Here is a 15,350-nt window from a genome sequence, read left to right on the forward strand (position 1 = left end):
GTGTTCTCAGTCACAGATAGAGCCTTTCTGGGTCGCCGTCAGCGATCCCGATCTTGGTCCATCCGTGGCTTACACGGTTGTCATGACACGGCCTTTGAACAGCCACCACAACTGGCTGGCGGGCGAACCGGGCGCGAACGTCGTCCACGGCGCCTCGTGCATCGCCAAGCCGTTCGGTATCTGTTCGAGCAGCTCGGTGATCTCCGTCGCGTAAGTAATCGTGGTGTCGACGGCTAGGTGGGCCGCTCGGCGTCATCATTGAAGTAGCGCTTGAGCACGTCGACCGCTGCCGTCCGACCATCGCCAAGGACGTGGAGGTCAAGCAGCCTATGCTGCGATGCGTAGTCACTCACGAGGGGTAATTCGCTGACATCAACCCGCACGGCACCCCTTACGTCGGCGTCAGTACCTGCACCTCTGGTCGCTGCGGACCCGGTGCCGGGCCGGGTGACACTGTTTCCCAGAGCTTTATCTAATTATTTTGATCTCTTATTTTTACCAACTAATATCGTGGCTATCCCGAGACTGATGGCGACAAATGAAATCTCTAATCTTCTTCGCTGGTATCACCGCAGCGATTAGGACGATTGCGACACCAGCGATAATCAAGGTGATTGCTATCACATTCAGACTATCGCTGAATCCGAAAAAGACGAAGATCACCAGAGTTGCACCGATGCTACCGACCAGTCGACGATGCAAGTATCGGTCCCGAATCCACTCGATCTCGCATACCTCTGCTTCGGCGCCTCGCTCGGCAACCCGCCGCGCGGCCGGGCGATCGCGAGCACGATCACCAGCGCGATCCAGGCCAGCAGCAGCCCGCCAGCGACGTTGATCAGCAAGCCCCACCAGAACGACCCTTTCACCGCGGAGCGTGCCGTCCCTCGCGTGTCGGCTGGAAGAACTGCCGTGCCGGTGCGAAGAGACCGGTCAGCGACAGCACGATGAACACGACCTGGTGCACGTGGTCCGTGCCCGGCGGCAGCCCGAACACCAGATGGGCGAGCCAGAACAGCGGATAGAACCACAGCGTGAACCAGGCCCACCGCTCCCGGCGCCGAAACGGCACCACCGCGATCAGCCCGCCGAACAACCCCAACCCCGCCGTCGCCAGCGCGTCCGCGCGATACAACAGCGCATCGCCCGCCGGCGGCGCCACCGCCACCACAAGCCCGAACCCCAGAATCCCGGCACTGACCACAGCCAGACAGATCCAGCCGACCCGCACCACCACAGGTTCCTTGCCCACCCGGCGAACCTACCTCAACGTCCGCGAGACCGGCCTGCTCCACGAGATCCCGTCCAAACCAGCGCCCCGACAGGGCGCCTTCTCCACCTGCCCAACCGCGCCGAAGCGACGTGAACCCGGGTACCTCCCGCCCTGCACCATCGTCCTTCGACGCCGAGTAAGAACCTGAAGGCAATTGCTGCGGTCCGGCATCGGCGTGTGCAGCGTTAAGATCACGTCCGGCCGCAAGACTTTCAAACGATCGACTTCGCACCTATTAAGATAGGCAAAGGATTCGATCCTAACAAGGTAGAAAAAGGCGAGAGGTATCCAGGCCCAACGAAAGTCACCCGCGACGAGTCCCCAGGCGATGAAACCGATCACAGCCAGGACGACGGAGGCCCAGTGGATCCGCTTCTTGAGCGGATCTTTAATCTATTTCATCCCACGTGTCCGATCACCTGGTGGTAGTCGACCTCGACCTTCATCCCGTCCGGCTCGGTCGGCAAGTGGTGCACCTTGCCTGGACCCGCATCCTCGCCGACGGCGCGGGTGGCGTCGCCGTGCGGCGCAACCGCAACTCGGCCACGATGGTGATCCCGCCGGGAACCCGATCAGACACAGCGGGCCGATGCGGTACGACAGCGCGCACCAGCGCGGGTGCGCTGCTGGCGGAACCCGGCGAAGCCCTCTCCTTCATCGGTGCCGGCCAGCGCCACAGCGCCGACGATCGGCCCGCGGGTCCAGTGCATGCGACTGTCCGCGGCGAACTCCGCCGAGACGTCCGCCGCGGACAGGTCCACGTAGGTGCGGCGGTGGTCCACCCGGCCACGCACCGGGACACCCGGCTCGTTCATCAGCTTGGCGGCGGCTTCGTACTGGCGCGACCCGGTGATCCGGGTGCTGTCGAACTCGCCTCGACTCCGGAGCCGTCTCCGCCACGTAGTCAACGCCCTCGACCTCGCCGATGCAGCGCCGGGTAGCCCTTGTTGTCCGACCTGACCGGCAGGTTCCGGTTGGTCATGCTGGTGCCGTGGGTGGCGAACCAGTCGATAACCCCGGCTAGGTGGCCGTCGCGTTCGATGCGCAGCACCGTCGTCTGCGGGTCGATGCCTTCGGGAGTCCGGTGGTCAGGAGAGGTTGAGGGCGGTGTCGTCGAGGACGAACGAGGTCTGCTTGGTGTAGTCCTCGGTGCCGGTGAACTTCACCGTGATGGTTTGCCCGGCGTAGGCGGAGAGGTCGACTCGGTGCTGGACATAGCCGTTGGCGGCGTCGCGGTTGGAGTACGTCGCCGGAGTGGCGAGCACGGTGCCCGCACTGTTGAGGATCTGCAGGGTGAGTGAGTCGTAGGCGGTGGTCGTGCTGGTTTCGGCGGTGTCGACGTGCAACCAGAAGCTCATCGCGTAGGTGGCGCAGCCGGTCGGCAGCGTCACGGTCTGAGCCAGGGTGTCGGTGTGGGCGCTGCCATGTCCGTCGAGCCAGGCGTCCCAGCTCCCGGCGTGCGGCGGTTCCGATGCGCTGTTCTTGATGATCCCGGCCGAGGCCGCCCACGGACTCGGCGTCCCGGTCTCGAAGCCGGGGTTGCCCAGTACCTGTTGTGCCGTACAGCCACCGCCGCCGGCCTGTGCGATGGTCCAGGTGAACGAGGCCGACCCGGACGGGCCGGTCGAGTCGGACGCGGTGACCGTCACCGAGCTCGTCCCGGCCGTGGCCGGAACACCGGAGATCAAGCCGGTGGCCGAGTTGATCGACAATCCGGCCGGTAGCCCGGTGGCGCTGTAGGACAAGGTCCCCGTGGCGGTGTCGGTCGCGGACATCTGCAGGCTGGCCGGTTGGCCGGCGGTGGCGGTCTGGTTGCCGGGGTTTGCCACCGAGACGCTGCCGCCGCTGCTTCCGCCGAACTGGATGTCGAGTACGGCATGGAGCTCGATGCCGTTGGGGGCGACCCCGGTCTGGCCGTGCAGGAAGTCGAAGAACCCCACGCCGGTCACGGTCACCGGGACGTTCGCGGTCTGGAAGCTGCCGGTCGGGGTGTACTTCGCGTTGAACTCGGCGCGGGACTTCTGGATGCTGCTCGTCAGCGGGCTGGCGGAGCCCACGCAGGCGGGGTCGGGGATCTCGGTGATCATCGTGTGGCCGGCGCCGTCCGACATCACGAGGTGGTAGTCGGAGTCGGACTCCAGCTTGTACTGCGTCAGCGTCGCCTTGAGCCGGAACACCGTCGTCTCGGTCGGCTGGATGCGGGTGTCGGCCGGCAGGCTGCCCGGTTTCGGCAAGGCGTCCAGCGCGGCGATCGTCGTGTCGGTGGTGGACTGCAGGGCGATCTTGGAGGCATCGCTGTCGGTCCCGGTCTTGACAGCCCACCGTTCCACCCCGCAGCTCCCGGCGGTCGCGGCGGGCTGGGCGACGAGGGCCTCGTTTTCGACCTCACCGGATTGACCGGCTTGATCGGGATCCTGGGGCGTGGCAGAGGAAAGAGCCGGTATCGACAGGGCCGCACCGGCCGCGATCACGGCGAGGGCGGCAGCGAGGCGAGTGCGTGTTGTGCGCTGCATGGAACTCTCCCAGGGACGCGGTACCACGGGGCCGCGTTCGGTCGCGGCCGAGGCTGGAGATCGTGCGCGGCGGCGCCGGCGGGATCCGGCATTCGGAATGACCGGTGTGACCGACCGGCGAAGTCATCTGGCAGTGTGACGAAAGGCGATGCCCACCCACACCGCCGCGGGGATGAATACCAGGCCAACATTCCTGAGCCGGCGACGCAGTGCGGGAAATGCGCCCGCACAATGGATTCACTGGGACACTCAACCGATCGTCGGGACGACTGGACATGGTAGAAGGTCCACTGTGTCTTATGTAGCGCCGAAAGTAGGGACCGGCGCCAATCTCGCGGAACCGCCGGCGGCGCCCCGGCGATTTACCTGCAGATAACGTGACTCATACGTTTTTCTAACCTTGCCCTGCGAAAGACTGCTATTCCGGCCGGGTGGTAACACTTGCCCGCTGTCCGCCGACAAGTGAGCGGCGCCCCCAGGCACGCGTTTGCCGGTGTTGCTGGGCGCGTCACCGGATTTTCACTCCGTTCTCACCAGGGAGCGCGTGATGACACGATGGCCCCGTCCCCTCATCATCCCCGCGATCGGCCTCACGGTGCTCAGCGCCGCAGCCCTCGGTCTGTCCACCGCGCCGACCGCAACTGCCCAGCCCTTCGGCTACACCCGGCTGAGCAAGATCCAGCAACGCCATGTCTCCGGGCTGTTGTCGACCGTCCTCAACGGTGAAGACCCCGCCACCGGCGGCCGGCGCGCGGCCCCGAACACCGCCAGACCGGCAACCGCGGCGCCGTGCGCGGACCGGTTCGGCGCCAACGTCAAGGTCAACCAGAACTGCCTCAACATCGCCGACGCCGACCTGCAAGGACGGGGCCAAGCCCAGAACGAGACGTGGGCGGCGGCCGACCCGAACAACCCCGACCACATCATCGCCAGCTACAACGACTACCGCCGCGGCGACGGCACCTGCGGCGCGACCTACTCCCTCGACGGCGCGAAGTCCTGGACCGACGCCACCACCCCCGACGGGTTCATCCGCGGGGGAAGCTTCGGTGGTGCGCCACGGGAATACTGGCAGAGCGGCGGGGACACCTCGGTGGCCTGGGATTCGCGCGGCAACGCCTATCTGTCGTGCCAGGTGTTCAACCGCGGCAGCGGCACCTCACCCGACCCCGACCAGTCCAGCGCCTTCCTGGTGTACCGCTCGACCGGCACCAACGGCTCGTCCTGGAACTTCACCGGCCGCCCCGTCACCACCCACGACGACACCGCCGGCGCGGGGAACTTCCTGCTGGACAAGCAATTGCTGACTGCCGACGCCAACCCCCGCAGCCCGTTCCGCGACCGGGTCTACATGTCGTGGACGACGTTCGCCGACGACGGCACCGGCTACATCTACGAGGCCCACTCCGCCGACTACGGCGAGACGTTCTCCGCGCCGGTCCTCGTCAGCGCCGACAGCCCGCAGTGCGCCAACGCCCTGGGACTGCCGACACCTCGCGGGCGGTGCAACCAGAACCAGGACTCTCAGCCGTTCGTCGGGCCGGACGGCGCGCTGTACGTGGTGTACAACAACTTCAACAACAGCGAAGCCTCCCCGGCCGACAACCACAACCAGGTCCTGCTGGCCCGCTCGGCCGACGGCGGCCAGACGTTCTCCGCGCCCGTCCTGGTCGGCGCGTACAACGAACTGCCGGACTGCGCCACCTACCAGAACGGACAGGACCCGGGCCGGGCGTGCGTACCGGAGAAGGGCCCGTCGGCGAACTCGGTGTTCCGGGCCAGCAACTACCCGATCGGCGGCGTCGACCCGCGCCACGGCAACCGGGTCGTGGTGACCTACGGTTCCTACCTCAACCGGAACTCCCAGGAGTCGACCGGCTGCGTCCCGGGCGGGTTCAACCCCGCGTCCGCGGGCAACCTCTACACCGGGGTCAAGAACGGAACCTGCAACAACGACATCGTGCTGTCGACCTCGGCCAACGCCGGTACCAGCTTCACCGGCGGGAGCACCGACGTCCGGGCGCTGCCCGTCGTCACCACCGCCGGCGGCCAGGCCCGTACCGACCAGTTCTGGCAGGGCGCGGCGTTCGCCCCGGACGGGACGCTCGCGGTCAGCTACTACGACCGGCAGTACGGGGCCGATGAGAACCTCGGGTTCGCCGACATCACCACCTCCTTCTCGGCCAATCCCGCCGGGCCGTTCGAGCACACCCGGTCGACGTCGGGCAGCATGCCTCCGCCGACGCAGTTCAGCGGCACGTTCTACGGTGACTACGCGGGAATCGCGGTGACGGCCAAGGCCGCGTTCCCGGTGTGGTCGGACACCCGGCCGACGGACCTGTTCCTGTGCCCCGGCACCGCGACGCCGGGCACTCCACCGCAGACCTGCCAGGCCGGCGCGCCGAACGCCTCGGTCGCCAACGACGAGGACATCTACACCACCAGGGTCGGCTTCCCCTGACCGGCGGCGTGGCCGGGCCGGGTGGCAAGGCCGCGTCCGGGTGATCGGGGACTTCACCGTCGAGAACGATGAATCCCGGCACGGTACAGGTGACAGTGCCCGGTGACCGACCTCGCCGGGCTTGACCCCGGACCGCCTTCCCACCCGGCGGGGATGAGCACCGGCCACGGCACGTCGAGCGGCGAGCCGGACACGCGCGGCATGGGCGCCGGGTTAGGCGGTGGCAAAACCTGGCGAGCCTCGGTCACCGGATGGGCTGACGGCAGGCCATCGGCGATGACCGCCGCGCTTGAATGGTGATCATGAGCAAGCTTCCTCAGATCACGGCGATTTTCTGGATCATGAAGATCGCGGCCACCACGCTGGGCGAGACAGCCGGCGACCTGCTCGCCCAGACGATGCGGGTCGGGTACTTGGCCAGCTCGGTGATCTTGATCGTGCTGTTCCTGGCGAGCCTGCTGACCCAGCTGGCGGTGAAGACATTTCATCCATTGCTGTACTGGACGGTGATTCTCTCGACCAGCACCGCCGGCACGACGATGTCGGACTTCATGAACCGCAGCGCCGGCCTCGGCTACGCCAAGGGCGCGCTGGTCCTCATCGCCGCGCTCACGACGGTGTTCCTCATCTGGAAAGCCAGCGGGCATTCGTTCGCCGTGCAGAAGATCGACTCGTTCAGCGGTGAACTGCTGTACTGGACGGCGATCTTGTTCTCCAACACGTTGGGCACCTCGCTGGGTGACTTCCTCGCCGACGACTCCGGACTCGGTTTCGGCGGTACCGCGATGGTGATCAGCGGCGTGCTGGTTCTGGTCTTGACGGTCATGAAGACGACACGGGTCTCGCGAACACTGCTGTTCTGGGTCGCGTTCGTCCTGACCCGGCCGCTTGGCGCGTCGGCCGGTGACTTCGTCAGCAAACCGAACGCCGCCGGCGGGCTCGGATACGGCACGACCGGCGCTTCCGCGCTGCTCGGCGCGGTCCTGCTCGCGCTGATCGGTTACACCACCTGGCAGCAGCGGCAGGCCCGGACAGTCGAATACGCGGGCTGATCTTTGCTCCGCGGGCCCTGCGCGGCGAAAGCCAAGCGTCCGCAGGGTGGCACGACCCGGGTCCTGTCGACGGCTTTCACCGATCCGGTCGAGGAACGGCGCGTGATCGCCGAGTTCAATGCGGCCCCGTTTAAGCTGAGGCGGTGCCGAAGATCACCGAGGAGCGCCGCGCCGAGCGGCGGCGCCAGATCTTGACCTGTGCGTGGACCTGCTTTTCCCGCAACGGTTTCCATGCGACGTCGATGGACGACATCATCGCCGCGACCGGTATGTCGGCCAGTGGGGTCTACCGGTACTTCGGTGGCAAGGACGAGCTGATCGAGGCGGCCGGGGAGGAGTCCATGGCCGTCTTCCGCGCGCTGTTCGACCGGCTGCGGCACACCGAGCCCGTGCCGGACGTCACCGCCACGATCGCCGCCATCGTGGCGCCGGTCGGCGGGGGCACCAGGGACTACGACCTGTCCAGGGTCGCGATCCAGGCTTGGTCCGAGGCGTTGCGGCAGCCGCGGTTGCGCGAGCGCACCGGCGATTTCCATCGTGAGCTGCGCGCTCAGCTGACCGCGCTGGCCCGCCGCTGGCAGCACGCGGGCCTGCTCGCGCCGGAGGCGAGCCCGGAAGCCGTCGGGATCGTGCTGGCGACGTTGCTGCCGGGGATGCTGGTCGCCCGGCACGCCGCGGACCCGGTGAGCGTGGACCGGGTGCTGGCCGGTCTGCGCGGGCTGACCGGCATCGACCAGCACCGGATGCCACCAAAACATTAACGCACGTTTCCGTTTAGGATGGCGCCATGCCCCGTCTCAGCACCGAACGACGCGACCAGCGCCGCCGGCACGTCCTGGTCAGCGCCTGGTCGTGTTTCTCCCGGGACGGATTCCACGCGACGTCCATGGACGACATCATCGCGGCGACCGGCATGTCCTCCAGCGCCGTCTACCGGTACTTCCGCAGCAAGGACGAGCTGATCGAGGCCTCGGCCGAGGAGGCCCTCACCCTGCTGAGCGGCTTCGTCGCCCGGACGCTCGACACCGAACCGACGCCGGGCCCTGCCGAGGTCCTCGCCGGGCTGCTCGGCGAACTGGCGAACCGGACGGCCGGGCCGGATTACGACCTGTCGAAGATCGCCATGCACTCCTGGTCCGAAGCACTGCGCCGGTCCGACGTGGCCAAGCAGACCAACGCGTTCTACCGAGGCGTCCACGGTCACCTGACCGCACTCGCCGTCCGCTGGAAGGCCGCCGGACACCTCCTGGCCGACGCCGCCCCGGAAGACGTCGCGACGGTCCTGGTCGCGCTGATGCCAGGACTGGTCGTCAACCAGCACCTGCTCGACCCGGTCCCGGCCGAGCAGCTCATCGCCGGGCTCGCCGCACTGGGCGCAGCCGCCGGGGCGGGCTGATCCGGCGGCACCGACCGGGTCCGGGCGAGGCCTGATCCGGGTTCGGGCCGCCGGCCTGTGCGGCACCGATCTCAAGATGGCCGGCGGGAAGACGGGGCCGGACTGGCCCTGCCCGTGGTGATCGGGCACGAGATCGCCGGCGAGGTGGTGTCCACATCGGACGGTTTCATCCCACCCGGCACCCGAGTGGCCCGCCACTCCTGTCTCACCTGTGGACGGTGCGCGTCGTGTGCGCGGGGAACAACGACACCTGCGCCGACATCGCCCTCGTCGGACTCGGCACGCGTTGCACGGACGGGGCCGGGTCAAGGCGGGCGAACGCGTCATCGTGGTCGGCGCGGGCGGGCCAGGGCTCAACGGCGTCCAGATCGCGGCCGGTGCGGGCGCGAAGTCGCAACCCGCAGCGCCGGGAGGTCGCGCCGGCCGACGGCGCAGACCGCGCGGTTCCCATGGCGGACGCGTCGTGTGCTGCGGGTACACCCCGGGGCGCGAGTTCGGGATCGAGTCCACCGGCCCGGCCGGTCGCGAACTGAGCGTGCTCGGCTCGCGTGGTTCGACCTTCGCGGACGCGGCCGCCGCGCTGGCGGCCGTCGATCGCGGCGAGGCCCCCGGATCGACTCGGTGTACCGCCTCGACCAGGTCGACGACGCCTTCACTTGGCTCACGCCAGGCGCTGGGCCGCGTCGTGATCGTGCCCTGACCGACCTCCGCGAGCACGCGGGATGTCCGTCGCCTAACAGCCTACAAAAGGGAACGGTCGTTTGCCTTAAGCATTCCCCGGTGCTACGTTGTCCTTGAAACGGGAACGAACGTTTTCATTAAGGCGATGAGGCTTACCCCTCACCACGGACCGAAACTCCAGGAGGCCGCCATGACGCCGTCATCCAACCCCCCGGCCCCGCCGGCCACGACCGACGTGCTGATCGTCGGTGCGGGCCCGGCCGGTCTCGCCCTGGCCGCGAGCCTCCGCCAGCTGGGCGTGGACCACGTCCTGATCGACCGCCACGACGACGTCCAGCCCGGCAGCAAAGCCGCCGCGATCCAGCCGCGAGCGCTGGAATACCTCGACCGGACCGGGGTGGCCGACCGGCTGATCCAAGCCGGCGACCGGGGCCGCGGCTTCCGCCTGCACGACCGGACCCAGACCCTGCTCAGCGCGTCCTACGACAACCTCGACACGCCATACCCCTTCGTGCTGCTGATCTCCCAGCAAACCACCGAAACCCACCTGCTCGCCCACCTGGACGAACTCGGCGGGAAGGTCCACCGAGGACACACATTCCTCGGCTACACCCCCGACTTCCCGGGCGTCGCAGCCACCATCGCCGGACCGGACGGCATCCAACGCTCGATCTCGGCCCGCTACCTGATCGGCTGCGACGGCGTCCACAGCGCCGTGCGCGCAGCCACCGGGATCGGCTTCCCCGGCAACGCACCCGAGCAACTGTTCGCCATCGCCGACATCCGCACGAACTCGCCCGCCCTACCCCAGGAAGACACCACGTTCTACCTCTCCCCAGCGGGAATGCTGCTCATCTCCCCACTCGCCGGCGGCCTGCACCGCGTCGTCGGCCCCACCCCGAACCCGGCCACCCCGACCGCCGACGACATCAGGCGGCTGCTGGCCGAACGAGGCCCGCACGCCGACGACATCCAAGTAACCGAAGTCGTGTCCGCCTCGACCTACCGCGTCCAGGAGCGGGTGGCCGAACGTTTCAGCGATGGCCCGGTTTTCCTCGCCGGCGACGCCGCCCACACCCACAGCCCGGCCGGCGGCCAGGGCATGAACACCGGCATCCAGGACGCCGGCAACCTGGCCTGGAAACTGCACGCCGTCCTCACCGGACTGGCCCCCACCACCCTCCTGGACACCTACCACCACGAACGACACCCCATCGCGGCCGGACTGGTCGCGTTCACCAGCCAGTTCGCCACACTGGCCAATCTGCGCGACCCGGCCGACGGCGAACTGCGCAACCGCGTCCTCGCCGCCGCCGCGAGCACTCCCGGCGTCACCGAATGGATCGCCACCAAACTCGCCCAACTCGACCTCGGCTACACCAACGAACCCGACCACGGACCCGTCGGCACCCGCGTCTCACCGAACACCGTCCCCACCACCGGCCTGCACTGGACCCTGGCCCTCGACCGACCGGACCACACCGGTGACCACGGCGTGCTGGCCATCCGCCACGTTTCCGGCCTCGAGTCACCGCTGCTGGTTCGGCCCGACGGCTACCTGGCCGCGTACGGCGTGCCCACCGAGCCCGAGAAGGTGCTTGACCAGCTCTCGTCGTACCTGCCGGCGCACCCCACCCGATAAGGAACCCCCCATGGCCACCCTCATTCGCCAGGTCGCCGTTTTCGACGGCACACAACACCTTCCCGGACAGGACGTCCTGATCGACGGCGGCCTGATCGCCGCGACCGGCCCGGCTCTGGCCGTGCCACCGGGCGCCACCGTCATCGACGGCACCGGCAAGACCCTGCTGCCCGGGCTGATCGACGCCCACGTCCACACCACCAGCGCCACCCAGCTGCGCCAGTCACTGGTCTTCGGGGTCACCACCGAACTCGACATGGGCGGCGAACCCGAGATGTCCCGCCGGCTGCGTGCTCTTGCCCGCACGCGCGACGACGTCGCGGACCTCCGCATCGCCACCACCGGGGCCACCGCACCGCACGGCCATCCCGGGCAGCTGGTCGAGATCGGCCTGCTCAAGCCCTTTCCCACCATCGAGGGTCCGGACGACGCCGCGCGGTTCGTGGCGGACCGGATCGCCGACGGCGCCGACCACCTCAAGATCTTCATCGAAGACGGCACGGTGGCCGGCAAGCCCATGCCCACCATGTCCGACGAGACGGTGATCGCTCTGGTCGAGGCGGCTCATGCACACGGGTTGCGCACCGCGGCCCACACCTGGACCCGCGGCGCGGTGCGGCAGGCGATCGCCTGCGGCGTCGACATCCTGGCGCACCCGCCGTCGGACGGACCGTCCGGCCAGAAGCTGATCGAAGCCGTGGCGGCCGCGGGCTGCACCGTAGTCGCCACGCTGCCACCGCTGGCCGGGATGAGCGCGTCGCCGCCCGAGTTCGATCTGGCGCAGGATCCGAGGCTTCGGCCGTACGCCGATCCGGAGTGGCTGGCCGGCCTCGACCGCATCCGCGCGATCGACCCCGGCAGCCGGATGGGACCGCTGGGGGTGCGCACCTCCGACGCCGCCGACGCGTCCGTCCGGATGTTCCGGCTCGGGGTCCCGCTGCTGGCCGGCACGGACGGCACCGGCGGGGACCACCCGACCACCCACGGCATCAGCTACCACGGCGAACTCGGCCTGCTGGTCGCGGCCGGCCTCACCCCGGCCGAGGCACTGACCGCGGCGACCGCCGCCCCGGCCGACGCCTTCGGCCTCGACGACCGGGGCCGCGTCGCCGTCGGGCTACGCGCCGATCTGGTGCTGGTCAACGGAAATCCGCTCGACGACATCACCGTTTTGCGCGACATCACCACGATCTGGCGGAACGGCACCACCGTCGACCGCTCCGCCGGCCTTCCCGAACAGGAGCTGATCCACTCATGAGCACGCAGGAAATCCCGTCCCACCAAGGCATCCACCACCTCAAGCTCCCGGTCACCGACCTCGAACGCAGCACCCGCTGGTACCACGACGTCCTCGGCGCCCGGCGGCTGACCGAACTGGACCACCGCCGGCCCGACGGCACCCTCTTCGCAGTGATCCTCGACATCCCCGGCATCAACGGCAAAGTCGAACTGCGGCTGGACCCGGCCACCGCCGCCGCCCTCAAGGGCTACGACTTCCTCACCCTGACCATCGAGGACCGCCCAGCGCTGGACGCCTGGATCGCCCGCCTCGACGCCCTCGGAATCCCGCACTCGCCCGCCATCGTCGCGATGGTGGGCTGGCTCCTGGTGGCCACCGACCCCGACGGCCAGCGCCTGCGGTTCTACACCAGGCAGCCCCACGGACTCGAACCATCCACTGTGGAGTTCAAGTCACCCTGGCTCGGCACCGGCCCCCTCGCCCCGGAGCAGGACACCGCCGTTTGCGCGGTCGCCACGATGAAAGCGCTTCCCGGCCACGCGGACGAGGTGCGCGAGCTGATGCGCTCGGTCGCGCAAGACACCCGGCAGGAGGACGGCTGCCTGGCCTATCTGGTGCACCAGGCCGAGGACGCACCCGGCACCGTCGTGGTCTACGAACGCTGGGCGAGTCCGGCCGCGCTCGCCGCGCACCACCGGACCGCGCACATGGACGCCTTCAAGAAGGCCACCGGTTCCCTCGTGGAATGGCCGCCGCGGCAGGAAATGCTCACCCCCTGCGACTGACGACCCCCGCCGGCGCTCACGAACTCACACCAGACGCGGTGCCGTCGTGATGTCCTCGGCCGTGAGACGGAACTCGACGGGGTAGGCCTCGGGATCGGTCGCGGTGTCCGGTTCCGTCGAGCGCCAGGAATACCAGCACGCGGTACAGGAACTCATCGTCCAGTGTCCGGGCACAGGCGAAAACGCGACCGGGCCGGCCTCGGCCGATCGGCACCGTGGGCAGATCATCGGGTCAGCTCCCTCAGCAGGTCTTCCCAGGCGGCGGATTCCGGATAAGCGCTGACGGGCTGGCTGTATTCGCCGCGCCGGTCCGGGTGCCGCGGGGTGGTGGCGTCGAGGATGAGCCGGCCGTTGACACCCTGCGGATGCCCCGACGGGTCCAGTGCGATCTCGTACATCCGCGGCAAGGTGATCGCGTCGAACTCCGGGTTGACCTTGACCGACAACGCCCACATGACCTGTTCCAGGTTGAACGGGTCGACTGTCTCGTCCACCACGATGACGATCTTCGAATAGCCGATCCCGTGCGGGGTGGTCAGCGCGCGCAACGCGACCACCCGGCCGAACCCGCCGTGCCGCACCCGGGTGGAGATGATCGTGACCAGGCCGTGGGTGTACATCGCGTTGACCGCCTCGACCTCGGGGAAGTCGGCCTTGAGCCGGCGGTGGATCGGCACGGAGGTGTTGAGGGCGAGCAGGTAGTCGATCTCGGTCCACGGCTGGCCGAGGTAGAGGTGCTCGAAGATCGGGTTCCGTCGCATGTGGACGCGCTTGACCGTGACGACCGGCAGCTCGCGACCGCCGGAGTAGCTGCCGGTGAACTCGCCGAACGGTCCCTCGTACTCGCGTTCGGCGTAGTGGACCTCGCCCTCGATCACGATCTCCGAGCCCCACGGCACGTCGAGCCCAGTGTAGGGCGCCCGCACGATCGGGTAAGGCACCCCGCCACGCCAGGCGCCCGCCATCTCGTACTCGGACTGGTCGTACTCCAGCGGGGTGCTCGCGGCCAGGGTCAGGATGGGATCGTTGCCGATCGCGATCGCGATCGGCAGGCCCTCGCGCAGCTGCTCGGCGTTGACGATGTGCCGGCCGAAGTCGTGCGGCGGCCCGGACTGGATCCCGAGATGATCGGGCCCCTTCACCTGCAACCGGTAGATCCCGACGTTCTGCTTGCCGAAGTTCTCCGGGTCGGCGGAATCCCGGGTGACGACCGCGGCCTTGTCGAGGTAGGGCCCGCCGTCGGCGGGGTTGAGCCGGAAGACCGGCAGCAGCTCGAACAGGTTGATGCCCTCGGCCACCGTGATCTCCTGCCACGGCGCGTCTTCACGGCGGTCGACCGGGACCGGGAACTTCTGCCAGCGCTCGCCCAGTTCGAAGAACTGCTCCTTGATCGAGCTGTTCTTGTCCATCCCGAGCATCAGCGCGTGGTTGGCCCACGAGCCGTGCACGTTGAGCGCGACGCGTGCGTCGTCGAAGCCGTCGATATTGTCGAACAGCAGCGCGGGCGCGGTCTTGCCGTCGAGATTGGCGACGGCCCGGCCGGCCGCGCCGAGATCCGGTTCCGGGTTGACCGGCCGGTCGATGCGCAAAAGCTGCTTCTCGGCGTCCAGCGCGGCCAGGAAGCCGCGCAGGTCGTCAAAGGGCGGATACATGGATCCCCTCTCGGAGCGCGCGGGTGCCTGTCCAGCGGAGGGCGCCCGGCAGGTCGAGCCCGACCTGGTCGAGGATCCGGGCGACCGTCTGGTCGACGAGGTCCGCGACGCTGGTGGGCCGGTGGTAGAACGCGGGCATGGGCGGCACGATCTGGACGCCCATGCGGGCCAGCGCGAGCAGATTGTCCAGGTGGATCTCGGACAGCGGCGTCTCCCGGGGCACCAGGACCAGCTTGCGGCGCTCCTTGATGGTGACGTCGGCCGCGCGGGCGATGAGCCCGTCGCCGTAGCCGGTCCGGATCGCCGCGACGGTTTTCATGCTGGCCGGGACGACGATCATGCCGTCGGTCCGGAACGAACCGCTGGAGACCGGCGCGGCCTGGTCGTTGGCGGCATGGACGTGTGCGGCGAGGGCCCGGACCTCGGACACCGAGCGGTCGGTCTCCAGCTCGATGGTGGCCCGGGCCCAGTGGCTCAGCACCAGGTGGGTCTCAACTCCCATGTCCCGCAACACTTCCAGCACCCGGATGCCGAGGATCGCGCCGGTGGCTCCGGTCATCCCGATCACCAGTCGCATGAAAACGCTCCTCCCTTGCCCGTCGGGACAAACATTCCGTACACGGACAGTCCGTATACGGACGATGCTAGAGTGGTG

17 protein-coding genes and 1 pseudogene are annotated in these 15,350 nt (G+C 68.5%); 10 read left to right on the forward strand and 8 right to left on the reverse strand.

Going from position 1 to position 15,350, the window contains the following annotated elements; genetic code table 11:
* A partial coding sequence (locus BMY97_RS48020; RefSeq protein WP_218157009.1) for a hypothetical protein occupies positions 1-214 on the forward strand: 214 nt, incomplete at its 5' end.
* 445 nt (positions 215-659) lie between these two features.
* Here BMY97_RS48020 and BMY97_RS42220 read toward each other — a convergent pair.
* The 5 genes and pseudogenes from BMY97_RS42220 to BMY97_RS42240 form a co-directional block, all read right to left on the reverse strand.
* The gene (locus BMY97_RS42220; protein ID WP_143086472.1) at positions 660-845 is read right to left on the reverse strand and encodes a hypothetical protein; all 186 of its coding nucleotides are present in this window, start codon (positions 843-845) and stop codon (positions 660-662) included.
* A 20-nt stretch (positions 846-865) separates the two neighbouring features.
* Complete coding sequence (locus BMY97_RS42225; protein ID WP_245787784.1) at positions 866-1,252, reverse strand: hypothetical protein; 387 nt, start codon at positions 1,250-1,252, stop codon at positions 866-868.
* A gap of 593 nt (positions 1,253-1,845) precedes the next feature.
* The gene (locus BMY97_RS42230; protein ID WP_177231808.1) at positions 1,846-2,181 is read right to left on the reverse strand and encodes a neutral/alkaline non-lysosomal ceramidase N-terminal domain-containing protein; all 336 of its coding nucleotides are present in this window, start codon (positions 2,179-2,181) and stop codon (positions 1,846-1,848) included.
* Positions 2,178-2,345, reverse strand: a pseudogene (locus tag BMY97_RS42235) (neutral/alkaline non-lysosomal ceramidase N-terminal domain-containing protein); the annotation flags it as partial. The gene BMY97_RS42230 and the pseudogene BMY97_RS42235, both read right to left, overlap by 4 nt.
* A gap of 16 nt (positions 2,346-2,361) precedes the next feature.
* On the reverse strand, positions 2,362-3,786 hold the full coding sequence (locus BMY97_RS42240; RefSeq protein WP_091628837.1) for an Ig domain-containing protein: 1,425 nt from the start codon (positions 3,784-3,786) through the stop codon (positions 2,362-2,364).
* 547 nt (positions 3,787-4,333) lie between these two features.
* Here BMY97_RS42240 and BMY97_RS42245 point away from each other — a divergent pair.
* From BMY97_RS42245 to BMY97_RS47580, 9 genes are all read left to right on the forward strand, one after another.
* Complete coding sequence (locus BMY97_RS42245) at positions 4,334-6,247, forward strand: sialidase family protein (protein ID WP_091628839.1); 1,914 nt, start codon at positions 4,334-4,336, stop codon at positions 6,245-6,247.
* Positions 6,248-6,349: 102 nt separating this feature from the next.
* Positions 6,350-6,547, forward strand: coding sequence for a hypothetical protein (locus tag BMY97_RS46615; RefSeq protein WP_143086473.1), 198 nt, complete (start codon positions 6,350-6,352; stop codon positions 6,545-6,547).
* A 2-nt stretch (positions 6,548-6,549) separates the two neighbouring features.
* Complete coding sequence (locus BMY97_RS42250; protein WP_091628921.1) at positions 6,550-7,299, forward strand: COG4705 family protein; 750 nt, start codon at positions 6,550-6,552, stop codon at positions 7,297-7,299.
* 143 nt (positions 7,300-7,442) lie between these two features.
* Positions 7,443-8,060: a TetR/AcrR family transcriptional regulator gene (locus BMY97_RS42255; protein WP_091628841.1), complete on the forward strand. Its 618-nt coding sequence runs from the start codon at positions 7,443-7,445 to the stop codon at positions 8,058-8,060.
* Positions 8,061-8,086: 26 nt separating this feature from the next.
* Positions 8,087-8,695 (forward strand): TetR/AcrR family transcriptional regulator, encoded by a 609-nt coding sequence (locus tag BMY97_RS42260; protein WP_091628843.1) that lies wholly within the window; start codon positions 8,087-8,089, stop codon positions 8,693-8,695.
* Positions 8,696-8,752: 57 nt separating this feature from the next.
* The gene (locus BMY97_RS49740) at positions 8,753-9,493 is read left to right on the forward strand and encodes an alcohol dehydrogenase catalytic domain-containing protein (RefSeq protein ID WP_091628845.1); all 741 of its coding nucleotides are present in this window, start codon (positions 8,753-8,755) and stop codon (positions 9,491-9,493) included.
* A gap of 73 nt (positions 9,494-9,566) precedes the next feature.
* Positions 9,567-11,018 carry an FAD-dependent monooxygenase gene (locus BMY97_RS42270; protein WP_177231811.1) on the forward strand — a complete coding sequence of 484 codons (1,452 nt, stop codon included), beginning with the start codon at positions 9,567-9,569 and terminating at the stop codon, positions 11,016-11,018.
* A gap of 10 nt (positions 11,019-11,028) precedes the next feature.
* On the forward strand, positions 11,029-12,276 hold the full coding sequence (locus tag BMY97_RS42275; RefSeq protein ID WP_091628848.1) for an amidohydrolase family protein: 1,248 nt from the start codon (positions 11,029-11,031) through the stop codon (positions 12,274-12,276).
* A complete protein-coding gene (locus BMY97_RS47580) occupies positions 12,273-13,043 on the forward strand; it encodes an antibiotic biosynthesis monooxygenase (protein ID WP_177231812.1) in 771 nt (256 codons plus the stop codon). Before BMY97_RS42275 ends, BMY97_RS47580 begins: the two co-directional genes overlap by 4 nt.
* Before the next feature lie 24 nt (positions 13,044-13,067).
* Here the strand turns inward: BMY97_RS47580 and BMY97_RS49275 are convergent, their stop codons facing one another.
* Genes BMY97_RS49275 through BMY97_RS42295 form a run of 3 tightly spaced genes read right to left on the reverse strand, consistent with a single transcriptional unit; the run spans position 13,068 to position 15,272 of the window.
* The gene (locus BMY97_RS49275) at positions 13,068-13,271 is read right to left on the reverse strand and encodes a non-oxidative hydroxyarylic acid decarboxylases subunit D (protein WP_091628849.1); all 204 of its coding nucleotides are present in this window, start codon (positions 13,269-13,271) and stop codon (positions 13,068-13,070) included.
* Positions 13,268-14,695: a non-oxidative hydroxyarylic acid decarboxylases subunit C gene (locus tag BMY97_RS42290; protein ID WP_091628851.1), complete on the reverse strand. Its 1,428-nt coding sequence runs from the start codon at positions 14,693-14,695 to the stop codon at positions 13,268-13,270. The genes BMY97_RS49275 and BMY97_RS42290 overlap by 4 nt, the downstream gene beginning before the upstream one ends.
* Positions 14,679-15,272 (reverse strand): UbiX family flavin prenyltransferase, encoded by a 594-nt coding sequence (locus BMY97_RS42295; protein WP_091628852.1) that lies wholly within the window; start codon positions 15,270-15,272, stop codon positions 14,679-14,681. Before BMY97_RS42295 ends, BMY97_RS42290 begins: the two co-directional genes overlap by 17 nt.
* Positions 15,273-15,350: the final 78 nt, after the last annotated feature.

Source organism: Amycolatopsis saalfeldensis, assembly GCF_900110575.1.
GTDB lineage: Bacteria > Actinomycetota > Actinomycetes > Mycobacteriales > Pseudonocardiaceae > Amycolatopsis > Amycolatopsis saalfeldensis.